The sequence below is a fragment of the Streptomyces sirii genome (genome assembly GCF_045690365.1).
Taxonomy (GTDB): domain Bacteria; phylum Actinomycetota; class Actinomycetes; order Streptomycetales; family Streptomycetaceae; genus Streptomyces; species Streptomyces sirii.
Map to the genome: position 1 here is coordinate 1508981 of NZ_CP147982.1, position 25760 is coordinate 1534740.

At 73.4% G+C, this 25760-nt stretch carries 25 protein-coding genes and 2 pseudogenes; 23 read left to right on the top strand and 4 right to left on the bottom strand.

Annotation, left to right across the window (positions count from 1 at the left end; genetic code table 11):
- Window positions 1-35: 35 nt before the first annotated feature.
- Together WAB15_RS06980 and WAB15_RS06985 are read right to left on the bottom strand one after the other, a co-directional pair.
- Complete coding sequence (locus WAB15_RS06980; RefSeq protein WP_407285682.1) at window positions 36-464, bottom strand: SRPBCC family protein; 429 nt, start codon at window positions 462-464, stop codon at window positions 36-38.
- Between the two features lie 102 nt (window positions 465-566).
- Window positions 567-1673 carry a PP2C family protein-serine/threonine phosphatase gene (locus WAB15_RS06985; RefSeq protein ID WP_407285683.1) on the bottom strand — a complete coding sequence of 369 codons (1107 nt, stop codon included), beginning with the start codon at window positions 1671-1673 and terminating at the stop codon, window positions 567-569.
- Between the two features lie 194 nt (window positions 1674-1867).
- Here WAB15_RS06985 and WAB15_RS06990 point away from each other — a divergent pair, with 194 nt between their 5' ends.
- Window positions 1868-2242: a GNAT family N-acetyltransferase gene (locus WAB15_RS06990; protein WP_407285684.1), complete on the top strand. Its 375-nt coding sequence runs from the start codon at window positions 1868-1870 to the stop codon at window positions 2240-2242.
- 53 nt (window positions 2243-2295) lie between these two features.
- Here the strand turns inward: WAB15_RS06990 and WAB15_RS06995 are convergent, their stop codons facing one another.
- A complete protein-coding gene (locus tag WAB15_RS06995; RefSeq protein ID WP_407285685.1) occupies window positions 2296-3792 on the bottom strand; it encodes an alpha/beta hydrolase in 1497 nt (498 codons plus the stop codon).
- A gap of 165 nt (window positions 3793-3957) precedes the next feature.
- On the opposite strand from WAB15_RS06995, the gene WAB15_RS07000 reads away from it, so the two are divergent.
- The 12 genes and pseudogenes from WAB15_RS07000 to WAB15_RS07055 form a co-directional block, all read left to right on the top strand.
- A complete protein-coding gene (locus WAB15_RS07000) occupies window positions 3958-5214 on the top strand; it encodes an ATP-grasp domain-containing protein (RefSeq protein ID WP_407285686.1) in 1257 nt (418 codons plus the stop codon).
- Window positions 5211-6062, top strand: a complete 852-nt coding sequence (locus tag WAB15_RS07005) for a Rossmann-like domain-containing protein (RefSeq protein ID WP_407285687.1) — start codon at window positions 5211-5213, stop codon at window positions 6060-6062. Before WAB15_RS07000 ends, WAB15_RS07005 begins: the two co-directional genes overlap by 4 nt.
- Complete coding sequence (locus WAB15_RS07010) at window positions 6059-7150, top strand: PLP-dependent cysteine synthase family protein (RefSeq protein WP_399149056.1); 1092 nt, start codon at window positions 6059-6061, stop codon at window positions 7148-7150. The genes WAB15_RS07005 and WAB15_RS07010 overlap by 4 nt, the downstream gene beginning before the upstream one ends.
- Entirely contained in the window at window positions 7147-8199 is a 1053-nt protein-coding gene (locus WAB15_RS07015) for a dipeptide epimerase (protein WP_407285688.1), read from the top strand. Before WAB15_RS07010 ends, WAB15_RS07015 begins: the two co-directional genes overlap by 4 nt.
- Window positions 8196-9455: an MFS transporter gene (locus WAB15_RS07020; protein ID WP_407285689.1), complete on the top strand. Its 1260-nt coding sequence runs from the start codon at window positions 8196-8198 to the stop codon at window positions 9453-9455. The genes WAB15_RS07015 and WAB15_RS07020 overlap by 4 nt, the downstream gene beginning before the upstream one ends.
- 91 nt (window positions 9456-9546) lie before the next feature.
- The gene (locus WAB15_RS07025) at window positions 9547-10338 is read left to right on the top strand and encodes a class I SAM-dependent methyltransferase (protein ID WP_407285690.1); all 792 of its coding nucleotides are present in this window, start codon (window positions 9547-9549) and stop codon (window positions 10336-10338) included.
- A 128-nt stretch (window positions 10339-10466) separates the two neighbouring features.
- Window positions 10467-12062 (top strand): ABC transporter substrate-binding protein, encoded by a 1596-nt coding sequence (locus WAB15_RS07030; protein WP_407285691.1) that lies wholly within the window; start codon window positions 10467-10469, stop codon window positions 12060-12062.
- A gap of 26 nt (window positions 12063-12088) precedes the next feature.
- A complete protein-coding gene (locus tag WAB15_RS07035) occupies window positions 12089-13042 on the top strand; it encodes an ABC transporter permease (RefSeq protein WP_407289180.1) in 954 nt (317 codons plus the stop codon).
- The gene (locus WAB15_RS07040; RefSeq protein ID WP_407285692.1) at window positions 13039-13866 is read left to right on the top strand and encodes an ABC transporter permease; all 828 of its coding nucleotides are present in this window, start codon (window positions 13039-13041) and stop codon (window positions 13864-13866) included. Before WAB15_RS07035 ends, WAB15_RS07040 begins: the two co-directional genes overlap by 4 nt.
- Before the next feature lie 5 nt (window positions 13867-13871).
- Window positions 13872-15419, top strand: a complete 1548-nt coding sequence (locus WAB15_RS07045; RefSeq protein WP_407289181.1) for an ABC transporter ATP-binding protein — start codon at window positions 13872-13874, stop codon at window positions 15417-15419.
- Between the two features lie 170 nt (window positions 15420-15589).
- Window positions 15590-15805, top strand: a pseudogene (locus tag WAB15_RS07050) (ATP-binding protein); the annotation flags it as partial.
- A gap of 31 nt (window positions 15806-15836) precedes the next feature.
- Window positions 15837-16007: pseudogene (locus tag WAB15_RS07055) on the top strand (purine permease); the annotation flags it as partial.
- A gap of 76 nt (window positions 16008-16083) precedes the next feature.
- On the opposite strand, the gene WAB15_RS07060 reads toward WAB15_RS07055, so the two are convergent.
- Window positions 16084-16695: a TetR/AcrR family transcriptional regulator gene (locus WAB15_RS07060; RefSeq protein WP_399149062.1), complete on the bottom strand. Its 612-nt coding sequence runs from the start codon at window positions 16693-16695 to the stop codon at window positions 16084-16086.
- Between the two features lie 312 nt (window positions 16696-17007).
- Here WAB15_RS07060 and WAB15_RS07065 point away from each other — a divergent pair, with 312 nt between their 5' ends.
- From WAB15_RS07065 to WAB15_RS07110, 10 genes are read left to right on the top strand one after another with little or no spacing between them, the layout of a single operon-like run.
- The gene (locus tag WAB15_RS07065; protein WP_407285693.1) at window positions 17008-18192 is read left to right on the top strand and encodes a sedoheptulose 7-phosphate cyclase; all 1185 of its coding nucleotides are present in this window, start codon (window positions 17008-17010) and stop codon (window positions 18190-18192) included.
- Window positions 18189-19253, top strand: coding sequence for a 3-oxoacyl-ACP synthase III family protein (locus WAB15_RS07070; protein WP_407285694.1), 1065 nt, complete (start codon window positions 18189-18191; stop codon window positions 19251-19253). The genes WAB15_RS07065 and WAB15_RS07070 overlap by 4 nt, the downstream gene beginning before the upstream one ends.
- A complete protein-coding gene (locus tag WAB15_RS07075) occupies window positions 19250-20464 on the top strand; it encodes an MFS transporter (protein WP_407285695.1) in 1215 nt (404 codons plus the stop codon). Before WAB15_RS07070 ends, WAB15_RS07075 begins: the two co-directional genes overlap by 4 nt.
- Window positions 20464-21456, top strand: coding sequence for a zinc-binding dehydrogenase (locus WAB15_RS07080; protein WP_407285696.1), 993 nt, complete (start codon window positions 20464-20466; stop codon window positions 21454-21456). The genes WAB15_RS07075 and WAB15_RS07080 overlap by 1 nt, the downstream gene beginning before the upstream one ends.
- Entirely contained in the window at window positions 21449-22264 is an 816-nt protein-coding gene (locus WAB15_RS07085; RefSeq protein ID WP_407285697.1) for an SDR family oxidoreductase, read from the top strand. The genes WAB15_RS07080 and WAB15_RS07085 overlap by 8 nt, the downstream gene beginning before the upstream one ends.
- Window positions 22261-23160, top strand: a complete 900-nt coding sequence (locus tag WAB15_RS07090; protein WP_399149068.1) for an NADP-dependent oxidoreductase — start codon at window positions 22261-22263, stop codon at window positions 23158-23160. The genes WAB15_RS07085 and WAB15_RS07090 overlap by 4 nt, the downstream gene beginning before the upstream one ends.
- Window positions 23161-23174: 14 nt before the next feature.
- Window positions 23175-23348: a hypothetical protein gene (locus WAB15_RS07095; protein WP_399149069.1), complete on the top strand. Its 174-nt coding sequence runs from the start codon at window positions 23175-23177 to the stop codon at window positions 23346-23348.
- Entirely contained in the window at window positions 23345-24211 is an 867-nt protein-coding gene (locus WAB15_RS07100) for a VOC family protein (protein ID WP_407285698.1), read from the top strand. Before WAB15_RS07095 ends, WAB15_RS07100 begins: the two co-directional genes overlap by 4 nt.
- Entirely contained in the window at window positions 24208-25065 is an 858-nt protein-coding gene (locus tag WAB15_RS07105) for a TIGR03619 family F420-dependent LLM class oxidoreductase (protein ID WP_384428261.1), read from the top strand. Before WAB15_RS07100 ends, WAB15_RS07105 begins: the two co-directional genes overlap by 4 nt.
- Window positions 25062-25757, top strand: a complete 696-nt coding sequence (locus tag WAB15_RS07110) for an HAD-IA family hydrolase (RefSeq protein WP_407285699.1) — start codon at window positions 25062-25064, stop codon at window positions 25755-25757. The genes WAB15_RS07105 and WAB15_RS07110 overlap by 4 nt, the downstream gene beginning before the upstream one ends.
- The last annotated feature ends 3 nt before the right edge of the window (window positions 25758-25760 follow it).

Sequence of the window (25760 nt, forward strand, 5' to 3'; positions counted from 1 at the left end):
TGCGTCAATCGACGGTGCACCAAGGAGAGTTCACGTCACCGCTCTGCTTCCACCAGCTCCTTGAACTGCTGGAGGTCGCTGCGCACGCCGCGCTCGATCGCGGCCGCCTGGGCGAACCCCTTCGGCCCGCCGAAGGCCTCCGTGACGGTGCCGGGCTCGTACTCGAACCGGACCTGGAGCCTGGTGTGCTCCCCGTCGATCAGCAGCAGCGAGAAGGTTCCCGCCAGCTCGGGACCGCTCGTGGTCCGCCACGTGATCAGGTTGTCCTGGTCACGGTCGGTGATCCGGATGTCGAGCCCCTGGGACCGGCCGCCCGCATCCACGTCGAGATGCGTCAGTTCGCCCTCGGTACGCGCCTCGCGCACGCCGTCCACAAAGCGCGGATAGGTCTCCGTGCGATGAAGGCATTCCCAGGCCGTATGGAGGGGAACGCTGATGTCGATGTGTTCTTCGAGTGTGCTCATCGGGCACCTCACTGCTCGGCTCATGGCTACGCGATTACGCTTCCAGGGTGCTCCGGGCCGGGACCGGAGGCGAGCCGGGTCGGGCGGCTCAAGGCGAGCGGCTCAGGGGCATCGCGCGATCGCGATCATCGCGACGTCGTCGCCCAGGTTCCCCCCGGCGTACTGGAGCAGGTCGTGGTGGAGGCGGTGCACCAGCGAGGGCGGATCGGTCTCGCGCCAGGACGCGACCCGTTCGACCAGCGGGTAGAACACGTTGTCCCGGCCCCGGGCCTCGACCACCCCGTCGGTGTAGAGGAGGAGAAGGTCACCGACGTCGAATCCGAACGTCTCGACCTCGTACTCGCTCTCCGAGGGGGCGATGAGGCCCAGCGGGAGTGCGGGCTCGCGGACCTCCAGGGTGTGGACCCGGTCGTCCCGCAGCAGCAGCGGCGGCGGATGTCCGCAGTTGACCATCGACAGCGCGGGGCAGCCGTGATGGACGTCCATGACCAGCGCGGTCACGAACGACTCCGCGGCTTCGGCCTCGCCCCCGGCGAGGTGGGCCACGTTCCAGTGCACGGAGTTGCCCAGGTGCGCCACGATGCCGGGCAGTGAGAGGTTGCGGTAGGCGGAGCCCTGGAAGGCCCCGATCAGCACGGCGGCCTCTTCGATGGCGGACAGGCCCTTGCCGCGTACGTCGCCGATGACCAGGCGGGTCGCCCCCGGGGCCGGTACCGCCGCGTACAGGTCCCCGCCGATCTGGGCCTCGGCCTCGGCGGCGATGTACGCGGACGCGATCTGCAGCGGTCCGATCCGCTCGGGCAGCGGCCGCATCAGGACGTGCTGGGTCGCGACGGCCACCGACTGCACCTGGCTCAGCCGCCGCTCGCGCCGGTCCCGCACGTACCGGAAGACCGTGAGGAACGCGCCGATCACGATCAGGGCGACGATCTGCGCCTGGTGGTTGGCGGTCATCAGCCCGCCGTGCAGATGGCCGACGATGATCTGCGCCGCCACGGCGAGGGCCGCGACGACGCCGGTGAGGGCGGCTCCGGCGAAGGAGGCGGTGATCGCGGGCGCGGCGACCAGCAACGGGCCCAGGTGGATGGTCGGCGGCGTATGGATGTCGATCACGGTGACGGCCACGATGATCGCCAGCGGCACGGCCAGCAACCCGTGCTTCGGCCGCCAGGCGCCGCCGAGCCGGGTGACACCGCGCCGGATGCTCATAACTCCTCTCTACACCTGTGACGACCACCGCGCCGCGCCGGCCGGAGATCACCGCCCGCGGGAGATCACCGCGGTGCAGGGGCTCCGGAAAAGCGGATGCCGCCCCCACCCGCCGTAGGTAAGGTGCACACAGGCAGTACACCTATTACCAGAGCGTCTATCGCCCCTTACTCATGCGCTTCAGGGAGGGTTTGATGACTGCGGAACCCGTCAGGACCTGGGCGGCCGGCTGGGCCGTGTCCCGCTCCACTCCGCCGCCGGCCGAGCGGCCCTGGGGGTGCCATCTCGTGCACTCGGTTGTGGGCGAGTTGGCGGCACAGGGGCAGATGGCGGCACAGGGGCAGATGGCGACCCTCGGGCGGGCCGCGGTCGTCGATCGCGTCGTCACCCAGGAGGCGCACCGCCGCCGCGGCCTGGGCGGCTCGGTGATGCGCACCCTCGCCGATCACGCCGTGGCCGAGGGCGCGACCCTCGGCGCCCTCGGCGCCACCGACGAGGGACGCGCCCTCTACGAGACCCTGGGCTGGAAGACACACGCTCCCCCGGCGGCCTGCGCCTACCGTCCGTAGGCGCCGCCTCATCGACCCCCGCGGGCCGGCCCCCACCCCTGTGAGCCGGCCCTTCACGGCGTCGGCAGCCCCGGGCCGGTGCAGTGCAGATCCGCCGCGGGGACGGTCCCGTCGACCAGGTACGCGGCGGTGGCGTCGTCCACGCAGGCGTTGCCGCGGCTGGCGAACACGCCGTGGGAGTAGTCGTGGTGAAGGGTGATCAGGCGTGAGCCGGGCAGGTGGCGGCGGAGCCGGCGGGCGCCCTCGATGGGGGTGACGGGGTCGTGCGCCGAGGCGATCAGCAGGACCGGGGGCGCCGCCGGGCTGCCCAGGCGGGTGCGGTGGGCGGGCTTGTGGTGCCAGTAGGCGCAGGCCGAGGCCTCCATCCCCGTGACGACCGGCTGGGGGTCGAGCCGGCGCAGGCGCCGCAGGTCGGCCGTGACCCGGCCGGGCGTCGGGCCGGGCCCGTCCGCGCACTTCACCACGCGGTTCGCGGACTGGAAGGTGCGTGACGCCGCCCCGTCGAAGGGGTCGTCGGGACGCAGGAGTTCGGTGTCGCCGTCCCGCAGGTACGCGTGGATGCCGGCCGCGAGGTCCGCCCAGCGTTCGGTGCGGCCGAGGGCCCGGTAGACGGCACGGTCGAACGCGGCGGGGCCGAAGCCGTCCGCGGGGTGAGCCGCCGACGCCCGGCGCGCCCGCAGGTAGGCGGCGCGGACCTGGCCGGCGCTGCCGCCGAGGCCGAAACGCACCTCCTGCCGGGCGGCCCAGGCGAAGAACACCTCGCGCTGGCGCAGCAGCGCCCGGCTCTGCCGCAGGTCGAAGTCGTACCACCCCCAGGGACCGACGACGCTGTCCAGCACCATGCGACCGACGTGCCGCGGGAACCGGGCGGCGTAGGCGGCGCCGAGGTAACTGCCGTAGGACACACCGAGGAAGCCGATCCGCGGCTCACCGAGCGCGGCGCGGAGGGCGTCCATGTCGCGGGCGGTCTCGGTGGTGGACAGATGCGCCAGGGCGTCGCCGGTGCCGGCGGCGCAGTCGTCGGCGAGCCGCCCGAGCGAGTCGCGGTACGCCTGTTCCGCCGGGCGTCCGACCGGCAGGGGGTCGGGGCCCGGGGCGGCGAAGAGACCGCCCATCGGACCGCAGTCGGCGGGCGCGCTCAGCCCGGTGCCGCGCGGGTCGAACCCGATGACGTCGTAGGAGCGGCGCACGCTCTCGGGCAGCTTGGCGCGCTTGGTGACGGCGTAGGACACCCCCGGCCCACCGGGCCCGCCCGGGTTCACCAGCAGGACACCGCGACGCTCGGCGGGTGTACCGGAGGCGGGTACGCGGGAGACGGCTATGCGGATGCGCCTGCCGTCCGGGTGCGTCCGGTCCAGCGGGACGCTCAGCCATCCGCATTCGACGCGGTCGGGCGCGGCCGGGGCCGGTACGGACCGCGGGCAGGCGCCGAAGCGGAGCGGGGGCTCGGGGGCGGCGGCGTGGACGGGGGCGGCCGGGAGCAGGGCGGTGGCGGTGGCGGCGGCCACCAGGGCGCGCCGGGCAGGTCGGCGGCGTACGGCGGGAGTCACGGGGTTCACCTTCACGGGATCGAGGAGTGGACGACGGGCCGGCAACGGGCCATCAGATGACAATGAAAACGATTATCGTTAAGGTGGGGACTCGTCAAGGCGGCCCCGTCCCTGCACGGACCCGGGCCGACCTGCGTCCAACTCGCCTTCCGTGAAAGGGAAACCGTGGCCCATCTGCTGATGGTCGAGAGCTGGGTCGGATCGATGAGCAGGCTGCTGCCACGAGCGATCCGCGAGGGCGGGCACGAGTTCACCTTCCTCACCCGTGACCTGCACCACTACCTGCGCACCGCGCCCGAGGGCGCCGCGCATCCGCTGCTGTCGGCCCGCAACGTGCTGACCGCCGACACCAACGACCTCGACACCCTGCTGCCCCTCGTCGAGCGCCTGCACGGCGCGCTGGGCTTCGACGGGGTGATCACGTCGTGCGACTACTACCTCCCGACGGCCGCGCGGATCGCCGCCCGGCTGGGCCTGCCGGGCCCCGCCCCCGCCGCGGTCGAAAGCGCCTGCCGCAAGGACGCCACCCGCCGGGCGCTGGCCGACGCCGGACTGCCCGGGCCGCGCTTCGCGGTCTGCGCGGACCGGTCCGAGGCCGCCGACGCGGCGCGGGAGATCGGCTATCCGCTCGTACTGAAGCCGGTGGACCTGTGCGGCGGGATGTTCGTCCGCCGCGTCGACGACGAGGCCGGGCTGGCCCGCGCCTACCAGGCGCTCGCCGACTTCCCCGTCAACGCGCGCGGTCAGCGGCGCGCTCCCGTGGTGCTGCTCGAAGAGCTGCTCCAGGGGCCCGAAGTCAGCGTGGAGACCGTGTCGTTCGGCGGGACGACGCGGGTGGTCGGGGTGACCGACAAGAGCGTCGGCGGTGCGCCCGCGTTCATCGAGACGGGGCACATGTACCCCGCGGCGCTCTCCCCCGCCGACGCCGAGGCGGCCGCCGAGACCGCCCGCCGGGCGCTGGCCGCCCTCGGCCTGGACGCGGTGGTGGCGCACACCGAGATCAAGCTGACCGCCGACGGCCCCCGGGTCGTCGAGGTCAATCCGCGCCCCGCCGGCAACCGCATCACCGAACTCGTCCGCCATGTGGCGGGGATCGACCTGGCCGCCGCCGGTGTCGAGATGGCCCTCGGCCGCGAACCGGACCTGCGCCCGCGGGCGACCGGGCTGCGCAGCGCCGCCATCGGGTTCCTGGTGCCGGACACCGCGGGCGTGCTTGCGTCCGTCGGCGGAGCCGACGAGGTGCGCGGGGCCGACGGCCTGCTGGAGCTCCAGCTCGCCGAACCCGGCAGGGTGGTGCGGGCCGCGGGCAGCAACAACGAGTACCTGGGCCACGTCATGGCCGGCGACGCCCGGGGCCCCGGAGCCCGCGAGCGGGTCGAGGCCCTGCTGTCGGCGCTGTGTCCGAAGGTGGCCGCCCGATGAGCGCCCGCATCTCCGCCGACCGCACCGCGGCCTCGTACGACGAACTCGTCGAGCGGGTGCTCGACGGTGACTTCGGCCCCGACCCGCGCACCACCCGGATCGCGGTGGCCTTCGCCACGCGCCAGTCCGTACGCCACGACGGGCGCGGCGGCGGCTACCGCAACGAGGTGCTGAGCCTGCGCCTGGCCGCGGCGGTCGGCTCGTGCGCGGTCGAGCCCGGCGCCCTGCCCGACGGCGCGGTGGACGACTGCGTCGGCGCCGACGTCGCCCGGCTGCTGACGCATGAACTGCTGCCGGTGCGGGTGGCCGCGCTGGACGCCTATCTGGCGCACGTCCTGCCCCACGGTCCCGCGGCCGGCGCACGGCCCTGGCCGCTGCCCGCCGGGAGTTCGCTGGTGAAGTCCCGGGCCAGGGCCAGGGCCGTCACCGGGCTGCTCGACGTCCCGCCGGGCGGCACCGTGCTCGTCGTGGGAGTGGTGAACTCGCTGCTGGAGGCGCTGCGCGCGCGGGGCGTGCGGTACATACCCTGCGACCTCAAGGGCGGCACCACGGAGTGGGGCGAGCGGGTGCGTACCGACGCGGCCGCGGAACTGGCGCGCTGCGACGCCGTCCTGGCCTCGGGGATGACGCTCGGCAACGGCAGCTTCGAACAGCTGCGCCGGCACGCGCTGCGGCACGGCACGCCGCTGGTGATGTTCGCCCAGACCGGCAGCGCGGTGCTGCCGCGCCTCATCGGCGCAGGGGTGAGCGCGGTGTGCGCCGAGCCGTACCCGTTCTTCTGGCTCGACGGCGGTCCGGGCGTCGTCCACCGCTACGGCGGCCCTGCGCACCCCGAGGACGCCCGGTGACCACAGCAGTCCTCAGCCCCGCCGGCAACGCCGAACTCCTCGCCCTGCTCGGCCGGACCCCGCTCGCCCGGATCACCGCCGATCTGCCCTGCCCGCAGCCCGGCTTCTGGGGCAAGCTCGAAGGGCTCGGCGTCGGCGGTATGAAGGCGCGGGCGGCGGTCTCCATGCTGCTCGGCGCCAAGGAGCGCGGCGAACTGCGGCCGGGCGCACCGGTGGTGGAGTCCACCTCGGGAACCCTCGGCATCGGGCTGGCCTTCGCCGGCCAGGCCCTGGGGCATCCGGTCGTGCTGGTGGGCGACGCGGAGCTGGAGCCCTCGATGCGCCGGCTGCTGCGCGCCCACGGCGCCCGCCTGGAGCTCGTCGACCGCCCGGCGGCCGAGGGCGGTTGGCAGGCCGCGCGGTTGGCGCGGCTGCGGGAGGTGCTGGCGCGGCTGCCCGGCGCGTACTGGCCCGACCAGTACAACAACCCCGACAACGTGGCCGGTTACGCCTCGCTCGCCGCCGAGCTGGCCGCCGCACTGGACCACCTCGACGTGCTGGTGTGCAGCGTCGGCACGGGCGGCCACAGCGCCGGCATCGTCGGCCCGCTGCGGCGGCACTGGCCCCGGCTGCGGCTGATCGGCGTCGACGCCACCGGCTCGACGATCTTCGGCCAGCCGGCCAGGCCCCGGCTGATGCGCGGCCTGGGCAGCAGCATCCATCCGCGCAACGTCGCCTACGAGGCGTTCGACGAGGTCCACTGGGTCGGGCCCGCGGAGGCCGCCGACGCCTGCCGCCGACTGGCCCGCGGCAACTTCGTCAGCGGCGGCTGGAGCACCGGCGCGGTCGCCCTGGTCGCGGCCTGGGCCGCCCGGGTCCATCCGGGGGCCGTCGTCGCCGGGGTCTTCCCCGACGGCCCGCACCGCTACCTCGGCAGCGTCTACGACGACGACTTCCTCGCCGCGCACGGCCTGGACCCCGCCACGGCGGCCACCCGTCCGGTCGAGATCCCGCACCCGGGGGCCGTGGAGGCCACCGGCTGGGCCCGGTGCCGCGCCGTCGCCGATCCGCTCGCCCGCCGAACCCCCCACAGCCAGGAGAACCCGTGAAAGTCAGTCAGCGCACCGTGCGCCTCGCCCTCACCGAGCCGCTGCGAATATCCCGCTCCACCATGGCGGCCCGCGAGGCGGTCTGGCTGTCCGTCGAGCACGACGGGCGCCACGGCCACGGAGAGGCCGTCACCAGCGTGTACTACGGCCTCGACGCCGACACGCTCGGCCGGCTGATGCACGCCCAGTCCTCATGGCTGGCGCGCTTCGCCGATCCGGAGAGCGCCCTGGAGGAGCTGCGCGGCCACGGTCTGGCGAGCACTCCGCCCGCCGTGACCGCCGCCGTCGAGTCCGCGCTGCTCGACCTGGTGGGCAAGCGCGCGGGCGTCCCGCTGCACACCCTGCTCGGCGCCGCCGGCCCGCCGTCCGCGGCGACCGCCCGCACCCTCGGCATCACCTCGGCGGAACGGGCCGGGGCCCAGGCCGCCCGCCTGGTGCGGGACGGCTTCTCGGTCCTCAAGATCAAGGCGGGCTCCCCCGACCCCGCCGACGATCTGGCCCGCGTACGGGCCGTCCGGACCGCCGCACCCCTGGCGCGACTACTGCTCGACCCCAACGGCGCCTGGCGCGCGAACGAGGCCGAGCGCCTGCTGCACCGCTTCGCGGCGCTGGGCGTCGAGGCCGTCGAGCAGCCGACCGCGCCCGGCGACCCCGAAGCGCTGGCGCGGCTCGCCGAGCGCTCGCCGCTGCCGGTCGTCGCCGACGAGGACGCGGTCGACTACGAGGACGTCCGCCGCCTGGCCGGACGGGTGCAGGGCGTCAACGTCAAGCTCGCCAAGTGCGGCGGGGTCGGCGCGGCCCTGCGGATCGCCGACCTCGTCGCCGGGACCGGCACCGAGCTGATGCTCGGCTGCCTGACCGCCAGCACCCTGGGCATCGCCCCCGCCGTCCACCTCGCCGACCGCGCCCGGTGGACCGACCTCGACGGGCATCTGCTGCTCGCCCACGACCCGTGGACCGGTATCGCCGGCACCGACGGCACCGTCCGGGCGAGCGGGCGTCCGGGGCTGGGCGTGCGGCCGCGTACGGACGGCGGGGCGCGGCCGTGAGGACCTGGCGAGAGATCCGCGGCTTTCCCGTCGCGATACGGCTCCTGCTGGTCAACCAGTTCGGGGTGAACACCGGCTTCTATCTGCTCATCCCCTATCTCGCCGTCCACCTCGGCGAGGACCTGGGGCTGTCGGCCGCGGTCGTCGGCATCGTGCTCGGCGTACGCAACCTCAGCCAGCAGGGCCTGTTCCTGATCGGCGGGTCGGCCGCGGACCGGCTGGGCGCGCGGGGGGTGATCATCGCCGGCTGCGGGCTGCGCGCCGTCGGCTTCGGGCTCTTCGCGCTCGGCGACGGGCCGGCGGTGCTGCTGGCCGCCTCGGTGCTCAGCGGACTGGCCGGGGCGCTGTTCAACCCGGCCGTGCGCGCATACCTCGCGCTGGCGGCGGGCGAGCGGAAGGCGGAGGCGTTCGCCCTGTTCAACGTGTTCGCGACGGCCGGCGCGCTGGTGGGGCCGCTGCTCGGCAGCGCGCTGCTGCTGGTCGACTTCCGGGTCTCCGCGCTCACCGCGGCAGGGCTCTTCGCGGTGCTCACGGTGGCCCAGGCCCTGGTGCTGCCGGCGGACACGGTCGCGCCATCCGGGAACAGCGTCATGGCGGACTGGCGCGAAGTGGCCGGCAACCGCGGCTTCGTGGCGTTCGCGCTGGCCATGGTCGGCATGTTCACCATGGAGAACCAGCTGTATCTGCTGCTGCCCGACGGCGCGCGCCGGGCCACCGGCTGGGACGGCGCAGCCGGCGTCGTCTTCCTCGTCGGCACCCTCACCAACCTCGGACTGCAACTGCGCCTCACCCGGGCCCTCAAGGCGCGGGGCAGCCGGGGCCGTTGGATCAGCGGGGGAATCGCCCTGATGGGCCTGGGCTTCCTGCCGCCGATGGCGGTGGCGGGAGCCGGGACCGCACACGGGGATCCGGTCGGCGCGGCGCTGCGCCTGCTGCCGGTGCTGGGCGGTGCCCTGCTGCTCTACCTGGGCGTGATGATCGCCCAGCCGTTCGTGATGGAGCTGATCCCCGGCTTCGGCCGCCCGGAACTGACCGGCACCTACTTCGGCCTGTTCTACGTGGTATCCGGCATCGCCGCGGCCGTGGGCAACGCCGTCGTCGGCTGGGCGATGGACGCCGGGGAGCACACGGGGGCGCGGTGGCTGCCCTGGGCGTGCTGCCTGGCCTTCGGACTCGTCTCCGCGGCGGCCGTCGCCCGGCTGCACCGCCTGCGGACCCTGCCCGACCGGACGCCGGCCGAACCGGTGCCGGTGTGAGGGCGGGCCGCCGCGGGTGCCGGCGCTCGGCGGAGCCGGCGCGGGACGAGGCGGACAGCTGCGGCCCGAGGCGGCCGCGTAAGGAGAACCGATGACCGACGCGAACCTGCTGACCGACAACCCGGCCCTGTACGAGGCCCGTTTCCCCGACGCCACACGGCTGGCCGGCCGCTGGGCCGAGGACCGCCTGCGCCACTACGGCGCCGGTCCGCGGGTCCTCGACCTCGGCTGCGGCACCGGCCGCGACGCCGCGCATCTGCACCGCGCCGGCCGCAGGGTCGTCGGCGCCGACCTGTCCGAGGCGATGCTCGGCCACGCCCGCCGCCACCACCCCGGGCCCGCGTACGTCCGGGCCGATCTGCGCCACTTCGACCTGGGGCAACGGCGTTTCGACGCGGTGGTGTGCCTGGACAGCGCCCTGCTGTACTGCCACACCAACGAGGAGCTCGACGGCCTGCTCGCCTCGTGCCGCCGGGCCCTGGCGCCCGGTGGGCTGCTCCTGGCGGAGATGCGCAACGGGGCCTTCTTCCTCGGCCGGACCGAACTGCTCGACGGCCCGTCCGTCAGCACCTTCGACTGGCAGGGCGTCACCCACCGGTCGACGACCGCGCTGCGCGTGGACCGGGCGGCGCAACTGCTGCGCCGTACCCGGGTGTGGACAGCCGACGACGGATCGCCGCCGGTCGAGCAGCACTCCGCATGGCGGCTGCTCTTCCCGCAGGAGCTGCGCCATCTCCTCGGCACCCATGGCTTCGAGGTGCTCGCCCTGTACGACGGGCCCGGCCCGCGCACCGATCCGCCCTGGAGCCCAGGGGATCCGCCCGCCACGACTGTCGATGCCGACCGGCTCCATCTCGTCGCCCGGCTCACCCGGGAGACCTGATCGCACCCGGTGGACGCCGCGCCGGACACCGCTCCACCGGGGTGCCGGACGGCCGCCGCCGGCCCCACCGCACCACCAGTCCCCCGCTCCCCCGCTCCCCCGCTCCCCCGCCTTCGAAGGACATCGCCATGGACCACCACGTCCCCGTCAACGACCCCCGTCTCCCCGGGCTGCGCCGCCGGGGCTTCCTCGCCGCCGCCGGCGGGGCCGCCGGGCTCGGTGCGCTCGCGCTCGCCGGCTGCTCCGGCTCCCGGCTCTCGGCGGGTGACGCCTCCGAGGACGGCAGGCCCCGGCACGGCGGACGGCTGCGCGCCGCCTTCGCGGGCGGCGGTGCCGGCGAGACCCTCGACCCGCACCTCGCCAACCTCTTCGCCGATGTCGCCCGCGCCAAGGCGCTCTTCGACAAGCTCGCCGACTACGGCCCCGATCTCGCCGCCCGGCCCCGGCTCGCCGCGGCGTGGCAGCCGAACGCGGGCCTGGACCGGTGGCGGGTCTCGCTGCGCAAGGCCGCGTTCCACGACGGCAGGCCGGTGACGGCCCGGGACGTGCTCTACAGCTACCGCCGTATCGCCGACCCGAAGAAGGCGTTCCGGGCCAAGGCGTCGCTGGAGCCGATCGATCTGAAGGCCAGCCGGGCGGTGGACGCGCGGACCGTCGAGTTCGTCCTCAAGCGCCCGACCGCCGAATTCCCCAATGTGCTCGCCGCGTTCGGCGCGTACATCGTCCCCGAGGGGGCCCGGGACTTCGACCGCAAGCCGGTCGGCAGCGGTCCGTTCCGCTTCGTATCGTTCACGCCCGGCACTTCCGCCATCTTCCGGCGCAACGACGCCTACTGGGACGGCGCCCCCTACCTCGACGAGCTGGAGTTCGTCGTCGCCAACGAGGAGTCGGCGCGTACCAACGCCCTGCTGGGCGGCCAGGTCGAGTACGCCCACGAGCTGAACCCGGCCACCGCCCGCGCCCATGAGGACCAGGGGCAGATCACCATCGTCCGGCTGCGGAACAGCGCCATGCAGGCGTTCGCGATGAAGACCGACCGGCCGCCGTTCGACGACCGGCGGGTCCGCGAGGCGTTCTTCCTGATGGCCGACCGCAAGGAGCTGGTCGACGGTGCGCTGTCCGGTGCCGGCGAGGTCGGCAACGATCTGTTCGGCAAGGGGTACGAGTACTACGCCGGCGGTCTGCCGCAACGCACCCCGGACCTCGACCGGGCCCGGCATCTGCTGAAGCGGGCCGGTGCCGAGAAGCTGACGGTCACGCTCGACACCTCGCCCGTCGCCTCCGGATTCACCGAGGCCGCGGCGATCTTCCGGGACCAGGCGGCCGAGGCCGGAGTGCGCGTCGAGGTCAGGACCGGCAGCAAGGACAGCTACTGGACGGACATCCTGGACGCCGGCACGCTGTGCTGCTACCGCTCCGGCGCCATGCCCATCGAGTCCCATATCTCGCAGCGCCTGCTCACCGACTCCTCCACCAACGCCACGCACTGGCGGCACAAGGACTTCGACGCGCTGTACCGGCAGGCGCAGTCCACCAGGGACGACAAGGACCGTGCCGCCGTCTACGCGCGCATGCAGCGCCGGCTGTACGCCGAAGGCGGCTTCCTGGTCTGGGGCTTCGCCGACTGGATCCTGGGCACCGCCCGCAATGTGCGGGGCGTCGAACGCGAGGCGCCCGCCAACTCCCTCGACTGGGCGCGCTTCGACAAGGTCTGGCTGGCGTGAGGGCGCGTAGCGAGCGAGCCGCGGGCATGAGCGGGCTGCGGTCCTGGTGCGTCCGGCGGTTGCTGACCGGTGCGGTGCAGACGGCGGCCGTGGTGCTGCTCGTCTTCGCGCTCACCGAGGCGCTGCCGGGCGACGCGGCGGTGGCGCTCGCCGGCGACCAGCCCGACCCGGAGCGGATCGCGGCCCTCCGCGCGGCGCTGCACCTGGACCGGCCGGCGCATGAACGCCTGGCGGAGTGGGCGGCCGGGCTGCTGCACGGCGACCTCGGCACGTCCCTGACGTCGGGCCGGCCGGTGAGCGGGTATCTCGCGGACGGGTTCGAGCCGACCCTGCTGTTGGCCGGGCTCACCCTCGTGCTGCTGGTGCCGGCCGGCGTCGGGCTCGGGGTGCTGGCCGCCCGGCACGAGGGGCGGTTCGCGGACCGGCTGATCAGTTCGGTGGCGCTCGGCGTGTACGCGGTCCCGGAGTTCGCCTGCGGCGTGCTGCTGGTCACGGTGTTCGCGCTGCGCCTGGGCTGGCTGCCGCCGACCGCCGTCGGCTACGGCACCGATCTGCTCGCCCATCCGGCGGCCCTGGTGCTGCCCGTCCTGGTCCTGCTGTCGCGTCCGGTGTGCTCACTGGCCCGCCTGGTACGCGCCGGGATGATCGACGCGCTGGCCGCTCCGTACGCCGTCCATGCCCGCCGCTACGGCGTACCGGGCGCCCGCGTCCGGTACGCGCACGCGCTGCCCCACGCGATCGCGCCCGCCGCCCAGCAGCTGGCCCGCACCGTCGACTGGCTGCTGTGCGGGGTCATCGTCGTGGAGGCGCTGTTTGTGATCCCGGGGCTGGGAACGGTGCTGATGAACGCCGTCGCGGAGCGCGATCTGCCCGTGGTGCAGGGCCTGGCCGTGGTCTTCGGCGTGGCGACGGTGCTGCTCAACCTGGGCGCCGACCTGGTCGCCCGCCGCTTCGCGCCGCGGGCGGGGGTGGCGGCATGAGGAGGCTCGCCGGTGCCCGGCCGGGGCGCTTCGCGCTCGCCCTGGCCGTGCTCGCCGTGCCGCTGGTGCTGGCCCTGCTCGGCCCGCTGCTCGCGGGTGAGCCGGCGCCCCGGGCGCCTTCCTTCACGCTCGGCGGCGGGCATCGGCTGGGCACCGACTTCGTCGGCCGGGACGTGTGGCGGCAGGTGCTGCTCGGCGGGCGGTCGGTGGTCCTCGTCGCGCTGGCCGCGACGGCGCTGGCCTATCTGGTGGCGCTGCCGGTCGGGCTCGCGGGCGCGCTCACCCACCGGGCGTGGCTGGAGGAGCTGCTGATGCGGCCCTGGGACGTCCTGGTCGCGGTGCCGTCGCTGCTGCTGATCCTGCTGGTGGCGGCGGTCGCCCCGCCGGGGGCGGTGGGGCTGTCGCTGCTGGTGGCCCTGGTCAACATCCCCGATGTGGCACGGATGGTGCGGGCCACGGCGGCCGAGGCGGCCTCCCGCCCCGCGGTGGAGGCGCTGCGCATGCAGGGCGAGTCCTGGTGGCGGATGGCCGTGGGGTACGTCGGCAGATCGATGGCGCGCACCCTGGTCGCGGATGCCGGCGTACGGCTGACGGGGGTGCTGTATCTGGTGGCCACGGCGGCGTTCCTCGGTGTCGGTGCGGCGCCGGACGCGGCCGACTGGGCGGTGATGGTGGACCGCAACCGTACGGGGCTGTTCGTCCAGCCCTGGGCCGTGGTGGTGCCGGCGCTGCTGATCGTCGCGCTGACGGTGGGGAGCAATCTGCTCTTCGACGCCGTACTGGAGAAGAAGACCGCCGGAGCGGGAAGGAGGCGGCGGGCGTGAGCGTGATCGCCGAGATCAGGGATCTGCGTGTCGAGGTCGACGGGCGGCCGATCGTCGACGGGGTCGGTCTGCGGCTCCGGGCCGGGCAGGTCACCGCGCTGGTCGGCGCGTCCGGCAGCGGCAAGACGACGACCGGCCTGGCACTGCTGGGCGAGTACCCGGCGGGTGCGCGGGTGGCCGGTGAGGTGCGGGTGGCCGACGGTCTGGTCGGCTATGTGCCCCAGCATCCCGGCGCGGTCCTCAACCCCGCACGCCGGGTCGGTGCGCTGCTGTCGGACATCGCCCGCGGCCAGGTGCGGGCCCTGCCCCGGGCCGGGCGGCGGGCGGCGGCCCGTGAGCGCATCCGGCAGGCGCTGGCCCTGGCCCAGCTCCCGGAGGGCGAGGCGCTGCTCGGCCGCTATCCGCACCAGCTGTCGGGGGGCCAGCAGCAGCGGGTGGTCCTGGCGCAGGCGCTGCTGGCCGGTGCCGGGGTGGTGGTCGCGGACGAGCCGACGACAGGTCAGGACGCGGTGACCAAGCGGCGCGTCGTCGGCGAGCTGGCGGCGCTCGCCCGGCAGGGCATCGCGGTGCTGCTGCTGAGCCACGACCTGGACGTCGTGCGGGCACTCGCCGACGAGGTGTTGGTGATGCGGGGCGGGCGGGTGGTGGAGGCGGGCCCCGCCGAGCGGCTGTGGCGCGCCCCGGAGCATCGGTGGACCGCTGAACTCCTCGCCGCGGAAGCCGGGGTGGGCCAGAGTCCGCCGGCGGTCGCGGGCCGGCCGGTGCTGGAGGTGCGCGGACTTGCGGCCCGGCACCGGGCCGGATCCCGGACCGCCACCGAAGTGCTGCGGCTGCCCGAACTCACCCTCCGTGCGGGCGAGTTCCTCACCGTCGTCGGCCGCTCCGGCAGCGGGAAGACCACCCTGGCCCGCTGCCTGGCCGGGCTGCACCGCGACTTCCGGGGCGAGGTCCGGCTCGACGGCACCGCCCTCCCGCGCAGTCTGCGGTCGCGGACCCGAGCGCAACTCGCCGCGGTCCAGTACGTCTTCCAGGACGCCAGGGCCGCGTTCGACGAGCATCGGCCGGTGCTGGACCAGGTGGCGCGCACGGCGGTGCGGCTGCGCGGGGCGGATCCGGGGCAGGCCGTGGCGGAGGCGCTGCGTACGCTGGCCGCGCTCGGTCTGGCCGAGGAGCTGGTGCGCCGCGTGCCCGGCCGGCTGTCCGGCGGTGAGTTGCAGCGCGCCGCGCTGGCCCGCGCGTTGCTGGCCCGGCCGCGGGTGCTGATCTGCGACGAGATCACCTCCGGGCTCGATGCCGTCACCCGGCGCGGTCTGCTCGACACGCTCACCGCCCTGCTGCACGACCGGCCGGAGCTGTCCCTGGTGCTGATCACCCACGACCTCGCCACCGCCGCGGCGGCCGCCCGGATCGCCGTACTGGACGGCGGCGAACTCGTCGAGCAGGGGCCGGCGCGCCAGGTGATCACCGCACCGCGGCACGCCTTCACCGCCTCCCTCGTGGAGGTCGCGGCGGATCTGACGGTCCGTGACGGAGCCGGTCCGGCGGTGGGCTAGTACGTCGGCAATCGTCCGGTGACACACTCGTTTCCGCCATCGCGTGACCTTGAGGACCGGAGCGCGGATACTGCCCCCGGAGCGTCTCCACGGCTGCCTGTGCGCTCCGGCACCGCCCCGACCTGGACGTACACCGGCCACAGACCCGACCGCTCAGCTCTCACCAGGAGGTACCTCATGAAGATGGCGATCTACTGACCACGGGCGATGCCGGCTCCCGGGGCCGGGCACTGGCCGAGGGCCTGCTCACCGACTGCTCGACTCGGATCATCTACCGCCAGGAAGCCGACCAACTCACCTCCGCCGCCGCCCTGCTGGGACTGACCGGCGTGGAGACCCAGGCCGTGTCCGCCCTCACCAAGGGCCGGGGCCTACATCGGCCTGCTGATCAACGCAGCCCTGCTGGTGGCCGACCTGGTGACGCTGCTCCAGGCACTCGGCATCGGCAAGGTACTGGGCGTGCGGCTGCCGGTCGTCGCGGGTGCCACCTTCACCGCCGTGACCCCGATGACCCTCATCGCGGGCGAGTGCGGGCAGGCGGTATACGGGTCGATGATCGCCGCCGGTGTCTTCCGGCTGCTGGTTGCCGTGCCCTTCGCGCGGGCGGTCCGCTTCTTCCCGCCGCTGGCCGGCGGCACCGTCATCGGGCTCTCCCGGGCCGACCTTACGTCTCGCCCAGCAGTCCGCGGATCGACTCCCACGCCGTTCCCGCGACCGTCCGCAACGCCTCGGCCGTCGCGCCGTCCCGGGCCCGGTGGGACATGCCCTGAACGATCACCCCGGCGAACTCGGCGACCGCGCGTGCGTCGGTGCCGGCCGGGAGGGTGCCCGCGGCGATGTCGGCCCTGATGCGGGCCTCCAGGCGGTCGATGTTGGCGTTGCGGAGATCGCGGAGGTGGTCGGCGACTTGCTGGGCGGCGTCGGAGACCCGGGTGGCGGAGCCTATGACCAGGCAGCCGCCGGGACTGTCGGTGTGGGTGTAGGCGTCGACCGCCTCGTGCAGCAGGCGATGGATCAGGGCGGGGGAGCGGTCCTCCTCGTCGAAGGCGCGCTGCATGAAGCTGCCCCTGCCGTTGTTGTAGTACTCGACGGCGGCGAAGAAGAGGCCCTCCTTGCTGCCGAAGGCTGCGTAGAGGCTGGGGGTGTTGATCCCCATCTCCCGGGTGAGGGTGGCCACCGAGGTGCCGTCGTAACCGTGCCGCCAGAAGGCGACCATGGCCTTGTCCAGAATGTGTTCGAGATCGAACTTACGGCCCTGGCCGCGTACGCCTGCCATCGGGTGCTCCCACGTCGTCGTCAGTGAGCGTGCTCTGTCGGGGCGCGGGCCGGGACGCAGCTTCACCGGTGTGATCCGTTATTCATGTAGCGGTCAATAAACGAATGATAGTAGTGTCGCCGGGCGGGTGAGAGGAACCGGTACGCCGACAGGCGTGGTCCCTCGCCGCATCTCCATGCGCCACGCGGCGCGGCGACAGGGTGGTCGCCGGCCGTGACACATTGTCTGCACACAGGGGGACTCCAGGTGCACAACAGTGCCGCATACACCGATGGCTTAACGCGTCGTCACTCCGCCTCCCCGTCCTGGACCGTGGAGGCCATCAAACAGGTTCGGTACCACGTCGTCGAGGCGTCCGGACTGTTCGATCCCGAGAGCACCCTGCTGCTCTCCGGCTGCGCGGACGCTCCGCTGCGACCCGGCGACCGGCGTCTCGTCGTGATCGACTCCACTGTTCAGAAACTCCACGGGGAGCGCATCACCCGCTACTTCGACCACCACGGCATCGCGGTCACCCTCCTTCCCTTACGCGTGGACGAGAGCGTCAAGCGGTGGAGCCTGGTGACGGACGTGGTCGACGCCATGAACGACTTCGGCATCGACCGCAGGCGCGAACCGGTGATCGCAATCGGCGGCGGCGTCCTCCTCGACGTCGTCGGACTCGCCGCCAGCCTGTACCGGCGCGGCACACCCTACATACGAATACCCACCACGCTTGTGGGCCTGGTCGACGCCGGGGTCGGCGTGAAGACCGGGGTCAACTACCAGCAGGGCAAGAACCGGCTCGGCACCTACGCGCCGGCCGTGGCGACCTTCGTGGACCGCTCCTTCCTCAGCACCCTCGATGCGCGTCACCTCTCCAACGGGCTGGCGGAGATCCTCAAGATGGCGCTGATCAAGTCGGCGGAACTCTTCGGTCTTCTGGAAGACTTCGGGCCGCTGCTGATCGAGGACCGCTTCCAGGGAAGCACTCCCGCACTGGAGACGGCGGCCCGCCGGGTCGTCTCCGAGGCCATCCATCTGATGCTGGAAGAACTCCAGCCCAATCTGTGGGAACAGTGCCTGGAACGGTGCGTCGACTACGGGCACACCTTCAGCCCCACCATCGAGATGGAGGCGCTGCCGGAGCTGCTGCACGGTGAGGCGGTCGCCGTCGACATGGCGCTCACCACCGTGATGGGAAGGATGCGCGGCGATGTCACCGAGCATCAGGCCCAGCGCGTACTGGCACTGATGGACCGGCTGCGACTGCCGCTGTGGACCGAGGTCCTGGCCCGCCCGGGAATCCTGGACGGCGCACTCGCCGACACAGTGCGCCACCGCGACGGACAGCAGCGGCTGCCGCTGCCGGTCGGCATCGGACACCACCGCTTCGTCAACGACGTCACCCCCGAGGAACTGAACACCGCGCTCAAGGAACTCGACACCGAACGAAGACGGATCGGGCAGGACTTCGGACCGGCCGCCGGACTCGTAGGGGCCGGTGAGGCAGCGTGAAGTGGGACAGCCTCTACATCGAGGGCGTCGGCTCCTATCTGCCCGAAGAGCGTGAGTTCGCCGCAGAGATGGTGGCCACTGGACGGTACAGCCAGGTCGAACACCAGAAGACCGGACAGGTGTCGGCCGCCATAGCCCGACCCGAACGCGGCGAGACCGCCCCCGAGATGGCGGCGGACGCCGGACGCGCCGCGCTCGCGGACGCCGGGACCGACCCCGCTGACATCGATGTCCTGGTCCACGCGGTGGTGCTGCACAACGGCCTGGAGGCCTGGAACTGCGGCGCTTATCTGCAGAGCGAGCTCGACATAGAGGAATGCATACCGATCGAGATACGCACCGCCTGTGCGGGCGCCGTCGTCGGCATGGAACTCGTCGGCCGCTGGTGTGCGGGCTCCGGCAAGGGCATGGTCACCGCCTCCGACGCCTGGCAGCTGCCGCTCTTCGACCGCTGGGCCTCCGACAGCGGACTGGTCTACGGCGACGGCGCGGGTGCCCTGGTCCTCGGCCACGACGGCGGCCCCTTCCGGGTCCTGTCCACCTCCGTGGTCAGCGACCCGCTGCTCGAGCGGATGCACCGCGGCAACGATTCGATGGCGATGCCGTACTACGGCTCCAGCACCCCCATCGACCTGTGCCAGCGGGTCGCCGCATTCACCGAGACCCGCAGCATCGAGGAGTTCTGGACCCGGAACACCGCCGCACTGTCACGCTCCGCCGAGACCGCACTCGCCGACGCCGGCACCGCACACTCCGACATCGCCCACTGGCTGGTGCCGCACTTCGGCCGGGTCCTGCTGCGCAAGCAGTGCTTCGCCCCGCTGAAGATCGACGCCGGCCAGACGCTCGCCGAACGCGGCTGGGAGATCGGGCACACCGGCGCTGCCGACCCGGTCGTCGGCCTCGACCTGCTGCGCCACTCCGGCGCCCTCACCCCGGGCGACCGGCTGCTGCTCACCGGCATAGGCGCCGGATTCACCTGGGGCTGCGCGGTCGTGGAGTACACCGGCGCGCACGCACACACCACTGAGACGAACGAGACGAAGGGGGGCGTCCGTTGACCGCCACCACCAGGACCGAGACCGCAACGCCCGTATCAGGGGCGGGCGCCAACGCCGCAGTGTTCTGGATGCTGCTCGCCGTCTTCGGCGTCGGCACCGTCGAATACCTCGTCGCCGGTGTCCTGCCGGACATCGCGGGCGACGTCAAGGTATCCGACGCCACCGCCGGCCTCCTGGTGACCGTCTACGCGGTCACCGTGATGATCGGCGGTCCGCTGCTCACCATCGTCACCACCCGGGTGCCGCGCACCGCCCTGATCATCGGCTCCATGGCGGTCTTCGTCATCGGCACCCTCGGCACAGCTCTGGCGCACAGCTTCGCGCTCCTGGTCGTCTTCCGGATCGTCACCGCGCTGCCGCACGCCACCTTCTTCGCCCTCTGCCTGGTCCTCGCCACCTCGCTGGTGCCGCCGGAGTTCCAGGGCCGGGTGATCGCCCGGGTCTCGCTCGGCCTGAACCTGGCCACCGTGCTCGGCGTGCCGCTCGGCACCCTGATCGGCGGCGAGTTCGGCTGGCGTACCTCCTTCGTGGTCGTCGCCGTCTTCCAGACCCTGGTCACCGTCGGGCTCGTGGCCGTCACCCGGCGCGCTCCCGCTCGCCCGGCCGGGTCCATCTCCGCCGAACTCACCGTCTTCACCCGGCCCTCGGTGTGGGCTGCGCTCACCCTGACCGCGCTCAGCCAGGCCGCCCTGTTCGTCGTCTTCACCTACATCGCGCCCTACCTCCGCGACTACACCGGCTTCTCGTCCGGCCACGTCACGCTGCTCCTGTTCGTCTTCGGTATCGGCTCGGTGGCCGGGAACCAGCTCGGCGGACACTTCGCCGACCGCTCCATCGACCGCACCCTGTTCGTCGCGCTCGGCGCACTCACCGTCGCCCTCGGCCTGCTCGCGCTCTTCGGCTCGAGCACCTGGTTCACCGCCCCCTGGCTCTTCGTCCTTGGCGCCGCGGGCTTCTCGATCATCCCGCCGCTGGCCTCCAAGTTGATCACCGCGGCGAGTGAGGCCCCCAACCTCGCCGCCACGGTCAACATCGCGGGCTTCCAGCTCGCCAACGCCGCCGGCGCCTGGATCGGCTCGACCACCCTCTCCCTCGGCGCATCGCTGGCCTCGCTGCCCGCGGTCGGCGCCGCCCTGGCCCTGGCAGCCGTCCTCGCCCTTGCCGTGGGCACCCGCCGCACCCTTACCCGGACGGCAGGTGAGGGCCGTTGATGCGGGCCGCCGTCATCGACAAACCGCACACCGCGACCCTGGTGGAGACCGCCCGACCGGTCGCCGGACCCGGTGAGGTCCTGGTCAGGATCGCCTACGTCGGCCTGTGCGGCAGCGACCTGGAGCTGCTCCACGGCACCTCCCCCTACCTCGCCGACGGGCGGGCCGCCTTCCCGCACCGGTTCGGCCACGAATGGGCCGGCACCGTTGAGGAGTACGGCCCCGGCGTCACCGGACTGCGCCACGGCGAGGTGGTCACCGGCTCCACCATGATCCCCTGCCAGTCCTGCCGGTCCTGCGCCTCCGGCCACCGCAACCTCTGCACCGAACTGCGCGAGGTCGGCCTGTACGGCTGGACCGGTGCCGCCGCCGAGTACCTGGTGATGCCCCGCCATGCCCTGGTCCCCTTCGGTCCCGGCACGGAGCACCCGCGCCCGGCACATGTCCTGGTCGAACCCCTGGTCACGGTCCTGGAGGCGGTCCGCGCGGCCGACCTCCGGCCCGGTGACCAGGTCCTGGTCGTCGGCGCGGGCACCATGGGCAGCCTCGCCGCCGCCGTTCTCGCCCGCTACCCGGTGACCGTCGACGTCGCCGAACCCGGCAGCGTCGGCCACCTCCCGCCCGGCAGCTACCGCGACCGGGTCACTCGCACCGCCGACGCCCCCACCGGCTACGACCTCGTCCTGGAGTGCTCCGGGGCCCCCGGCACCCTCACCGCCGCGCTGGACCGTCTGCGACCCGGCGGCCTGTGCCTCCTGGTCGGCGTCCCCGCACGGACCGAGACCGTCGACCCCGGCCGGATCACTCTCAACGGCCTCCGGATCGCCGGAGTCCGGCACGGCGTCGACCACTACGCCCGCGCCGTCGCACTCGTCGACGAACTCGCCGCCGGTCTCGTCGACCAGGTGATACCGCTCGCCGAGGTCGCCCGCGCCTTCGACGTGCTCCAGCACGGCCGGATCCGGCCCAAGGTGGTGCTGAGCGTTGCCTGACCTCCACACCACACTGATCACCGGCGCCAGCAGCGGCATCGGCCGGGCCGCCGCCCGGGCGCTCGCCCGCCCCGGCCACCGGCTGCTTCTCGGCTACGCCACCGGCGAGGACCGGATCCGCCAGGTCGCCGGGGAGCTGCAGCGCACCACCGGCGCCGAGTGCGTCCCGGTCCGGGCCGATCTGCGCGACCCGGAGGCCGCCGTCGACAGCTGCATGGCCGCCGTCGAGCGGGCCGGGCGTATCGACTGCCTGGTCAACAACGCCGGCATCAACGACCGCACCGCCGCCGATGCCCTTGAACTGAAGCGGGCCGACGAGGTGTTCGCGATCAACGCCCTCGCCCCCATGACGCTCGCCTCCGCGGTGGGCCACCACATGATCCGAGGCGGCGTCCGGGGCAGCATCGTGAACGTCACCTCCGTCCACGAGACCGTGCCCATCAGCGGCGGCGCGCTCTACTGCGCCAGCAAGGCCGCCCTGGGCATGATCACCAAGGTTCTCGCCCTGGAGTTCGGCCGGTTCGGCATCCGGGTCAACTCCGTCGCCCCCGGCGAGACCGCCACCGCCATGAACGGCGTCCACGACGAGGACACCTACCGGGAGATCTCCCGGCCCGACATTCCGCTCGGACGCCCGGCCGGAGCCGAGGAGATCGCCTCGCTCATCGCCTATCTCGCCGGGCCCGGCGCCGGCTACCTCACCGGCGCCTCGGTCCTCGCCGACGGCGGACTCGCCCTGACCGCGGCGGAGGCCAACGCCCGCCACGCCTTCACCACCGTTCCTCCAAGGGAGAACCCACCGGTATGAAAGCCGTCACCTTCCACCGCACCGGCGACCCGGAGGTCCTGGCCCTCGCCGAGGTGCCCGAACTGCCCCTCGGACCGCAGGACATCCGTGTCACCGTCACCGCGGCCGCCGTGAACCCGGTCGACCTCAAGACCCGTTCCGGCTTCCTCACCATGAACCTGACCTACCCGGCCGTCCCCGGCTGGGACGTCTCCGGCGTCGTCACCGAGACCGGCAGCGAGGTCACCCGGTTCGCCGTGGGCGAGCAGGTCATCGGCATGATCGCCCAGCCGGTCCACCGCTACGGCACCTATGCCGAACAGGTCACCGCCGACGCACGCCTCTTCGCCCGTGCCCCGGCCGGAGCGCCGCTGGAGGAGGCCGCCGCGCTCCCGCTCGCCGGACTCACCGCCGTCCAGACCCTGGCCAAGCTCACGCTGCCGCCCGGCGCGCCGGTGCTCGTCACCGGCGCGGCCGGCGCGGTCGGCCGGATCGCCGTCCAGCTGTTGCTCGCCGACGGACACCCGGTCGACGCCCTGGCCCGGACCGGCGACACCGAACCTCTGCGGGCTATCGGCGTCGGCACCGTCCACACCCGGCCCGAGGATCTCCCCGACGCCACCCACACCGCTGTCGTCGACACCGCGGGCGTGGCCGCCGCGATCCGCGCGGTCGCCGACGGCGGCCAGTTCGTCGCCATCGACGACAACCTCCAGCCCGCGCCCGAGCGCGGCATCACTCCCCGCAAGAGCTACGTCGACGAGAACGGCGACCAGCTCCAGACCCTGAGCGACCTGATCACCGCTGGCCGCCTCACGGTACCGGCCGGCCGCCGCTACCCGCTCGCCGACGCCGCCCGCGCCCACCACGACTTCGGCGCGGGCGGCCTGCGAGGGAAGGTCCTGCTCCTGGCGTGACGCATCCGCACCCGATGTCGGCTGCGCACCCGGTCACGGAGTCGCGCACGGTCCCGACCCCGGCCACGGCCTCGGCCACCGGCCGGTACTCGTACCCGGCCACCGGCCCGTACCCGGTTCCGGCCACCAGCCCCCACACCACCCGGGTCGTCGATCCGACCCCGCACCCCGAAGGAACCCCCGCATGAGCACGGCTCCGGACACCTCCCTGACCCTCGCCCCGGGCACCCGCCCGCCGGCCCACCGGATCACGGTGGCGGTGCCCGACGTCGCGGAGGCCACCGCCTTCCTCGCGGAACTGGCCGGGCCCTCGACCGTGGACAGGGACGGCGGGGCCGGCGTCGTCTCGTTCTCACACGGCATCGAGGTGCGACTTCATCCCACCGCGCCCGCCGGCACCGCCGACACCCCGCCCCGCCTGGTCGACATCGGCACCAACCACCTCTGCCTCCGCGTCGGCGACATCGAGGCAGCCGTCGCCCACCTGGAAGAGCTTCCCGGGGTCGACGTCCTCGGCGACATCGTCACCATCCCCGAGGGCCCGATCCGCGGAAACCGCTGGATCTACTTCCGCTCCCCCTGGGGCACCCTCTTCGAACTGCAAGAGTGGCCCGACACCCCCGGATACGTCGACACCACCGCCGAACGGCTCCACCACGGCCAGCGGCCGGCCAACGACGCGCCCCTGCCGACCCTGCTCGGCCTGGACCACACCGGCTACAGCGTCCAGAGCCTCGACGCCACTGTCGACCACCTGGTCACCCACCACCGGGCACGGGTCGTCCTGCGCACCGAGATCGCCGTCGATCGGGCCTTCATGCGACGCCAGTTCGACCTCGACGTCGAGGGCACCTCGGCGATGGCCATGGTCGTCGTCGACGACGCCCTGAACCTCGAACTCTTCGAACATGGTGTCCCCGACCAGGAACCGCCGCGCCCTCTCGACCGCCTCGGCGGCAACCTGCTCGAACTCCACGCCACACCGCAACCCGCCCCCACAGCCCACCACGCCCCCTTCGGGCTCACCCTCCCCGGGCCGGTGACCACGTGAAATTCGGCATCAACCTGCCCAACTTCGGCCCCCAGATGACACCTGAGGGCATGCTCACCTGGACCCGCGAGGCCGAACGGCTGGGCTTCGACACCGTCCTGGTCTCCGACCACCTCGCCCTCACGGACGACGCCCACCGGCGCTCACCGGCCCCGTTCCACGAGAGCCTCGCCACCCTCTCCTGGCTGGCCGGGCAGACCGAGACCGTCCGTCTCGGCGCGGGCGTCCTCATCGCCTCCCACCGCCACCCGATCGCGCTCGCCCGGGCCACCGCCACCATCGACCAGCTCAGCGGCGGCCGCCTCGTCGTCGGCTTCGGCGTCGGCTGGGCCCCGCGCGCCTTCGACGTCCTGGGCGTGGACTTCCGCAGGCGCGGCGCCCTCACCGACCACACCCTGGACGTCCTGGTCGCGGCGTGGACCTCCGACACCGTCACCCACCGCGGCCACCGGGTGCACACCGCACCCCGGCCCGTACAGGACCCGCATCCGCCGCTGTGGATCGGCGGCAACGGACCGCGCGCCCTGGAACGCGTCAACCGCATCGGTACCGCCTGGCACCCGCTCCACCCCAGCCGGCAGCTGTGCGCCCTGGCCGCCGGGGCCCTCGCGGAAGGCAAGGAGTTCGCCCCGAGGATCTTCTTCCTCCCCACCACCACCCCCGCCGACCCCGACTCCCGGCCTCTCGGCTACGGCACACCCGACCAGATCCGCTCCGACATCGCCTTCCTCCGCGAACTCGGTGCCGACCACGTGATCCTCGACACCGACCCCGGCGACCAGCGTCTGCGCAGGCACTGGAAGGAAGACCTCGAACTGATCCGGCTCGCCGCGCACACCCTGGAGATCGGATGACCTCCCTGCGTGCCGTGACGGCCCGCGCTCTGCTCTTCGACATGGACGGCACCCTGGTCGACTCCGCCGACTCCATCGACCGCGTCTGGCGGGAGTTCGCCGCCCGCCACCGTCTCGACCCCGCCACCGTGCTCGCCGCGCTGCCCGGCCGCACCGCGCACGACATCGTCGCCGGGCTCCTCCCCGCAGCCGGTTTCTCCAACGTCACCGCCGAAGTCGCCTGGATCCGGGCACGCGAGGAGGCCACCGCCGACACCGTCACCGAGATCCCGGGCGCCCGTCGGCTGCTCACCTCCCTGCCCGCGCACACCTGGGCCGTGGTCACCTCCGCCTCCCGCACCATGACCGAACGCCGCCTCACCGCCGCCGGACTGCCCCTGCCCACCGTCGGCGTCTGCGCCGACGACGTCCGGGCCGGCAAACCCGACCCCGAGGGCTTTCGTGCCGCTGCCCGCCTCCTCGACGTGGACATCGCCGACTGCCTCCTCTTCGAGGACTCCGCCCCCGGTCTGCTCGCCGCCCGCCGCTCAGGCGGCACCCCCGTCGCCGTCGCCGCCCCCGTCGCCGAACCGGCCCCGTACCGCGTCGACGACCTGACCGCCGTCACGGCCCACGTCCAGGACGGCCGTATCCGCCTGGAGATCCGGCAGCCCCGGGCACACGCCGAACCGGCAGAGGGGATACGGCTGTGAGCA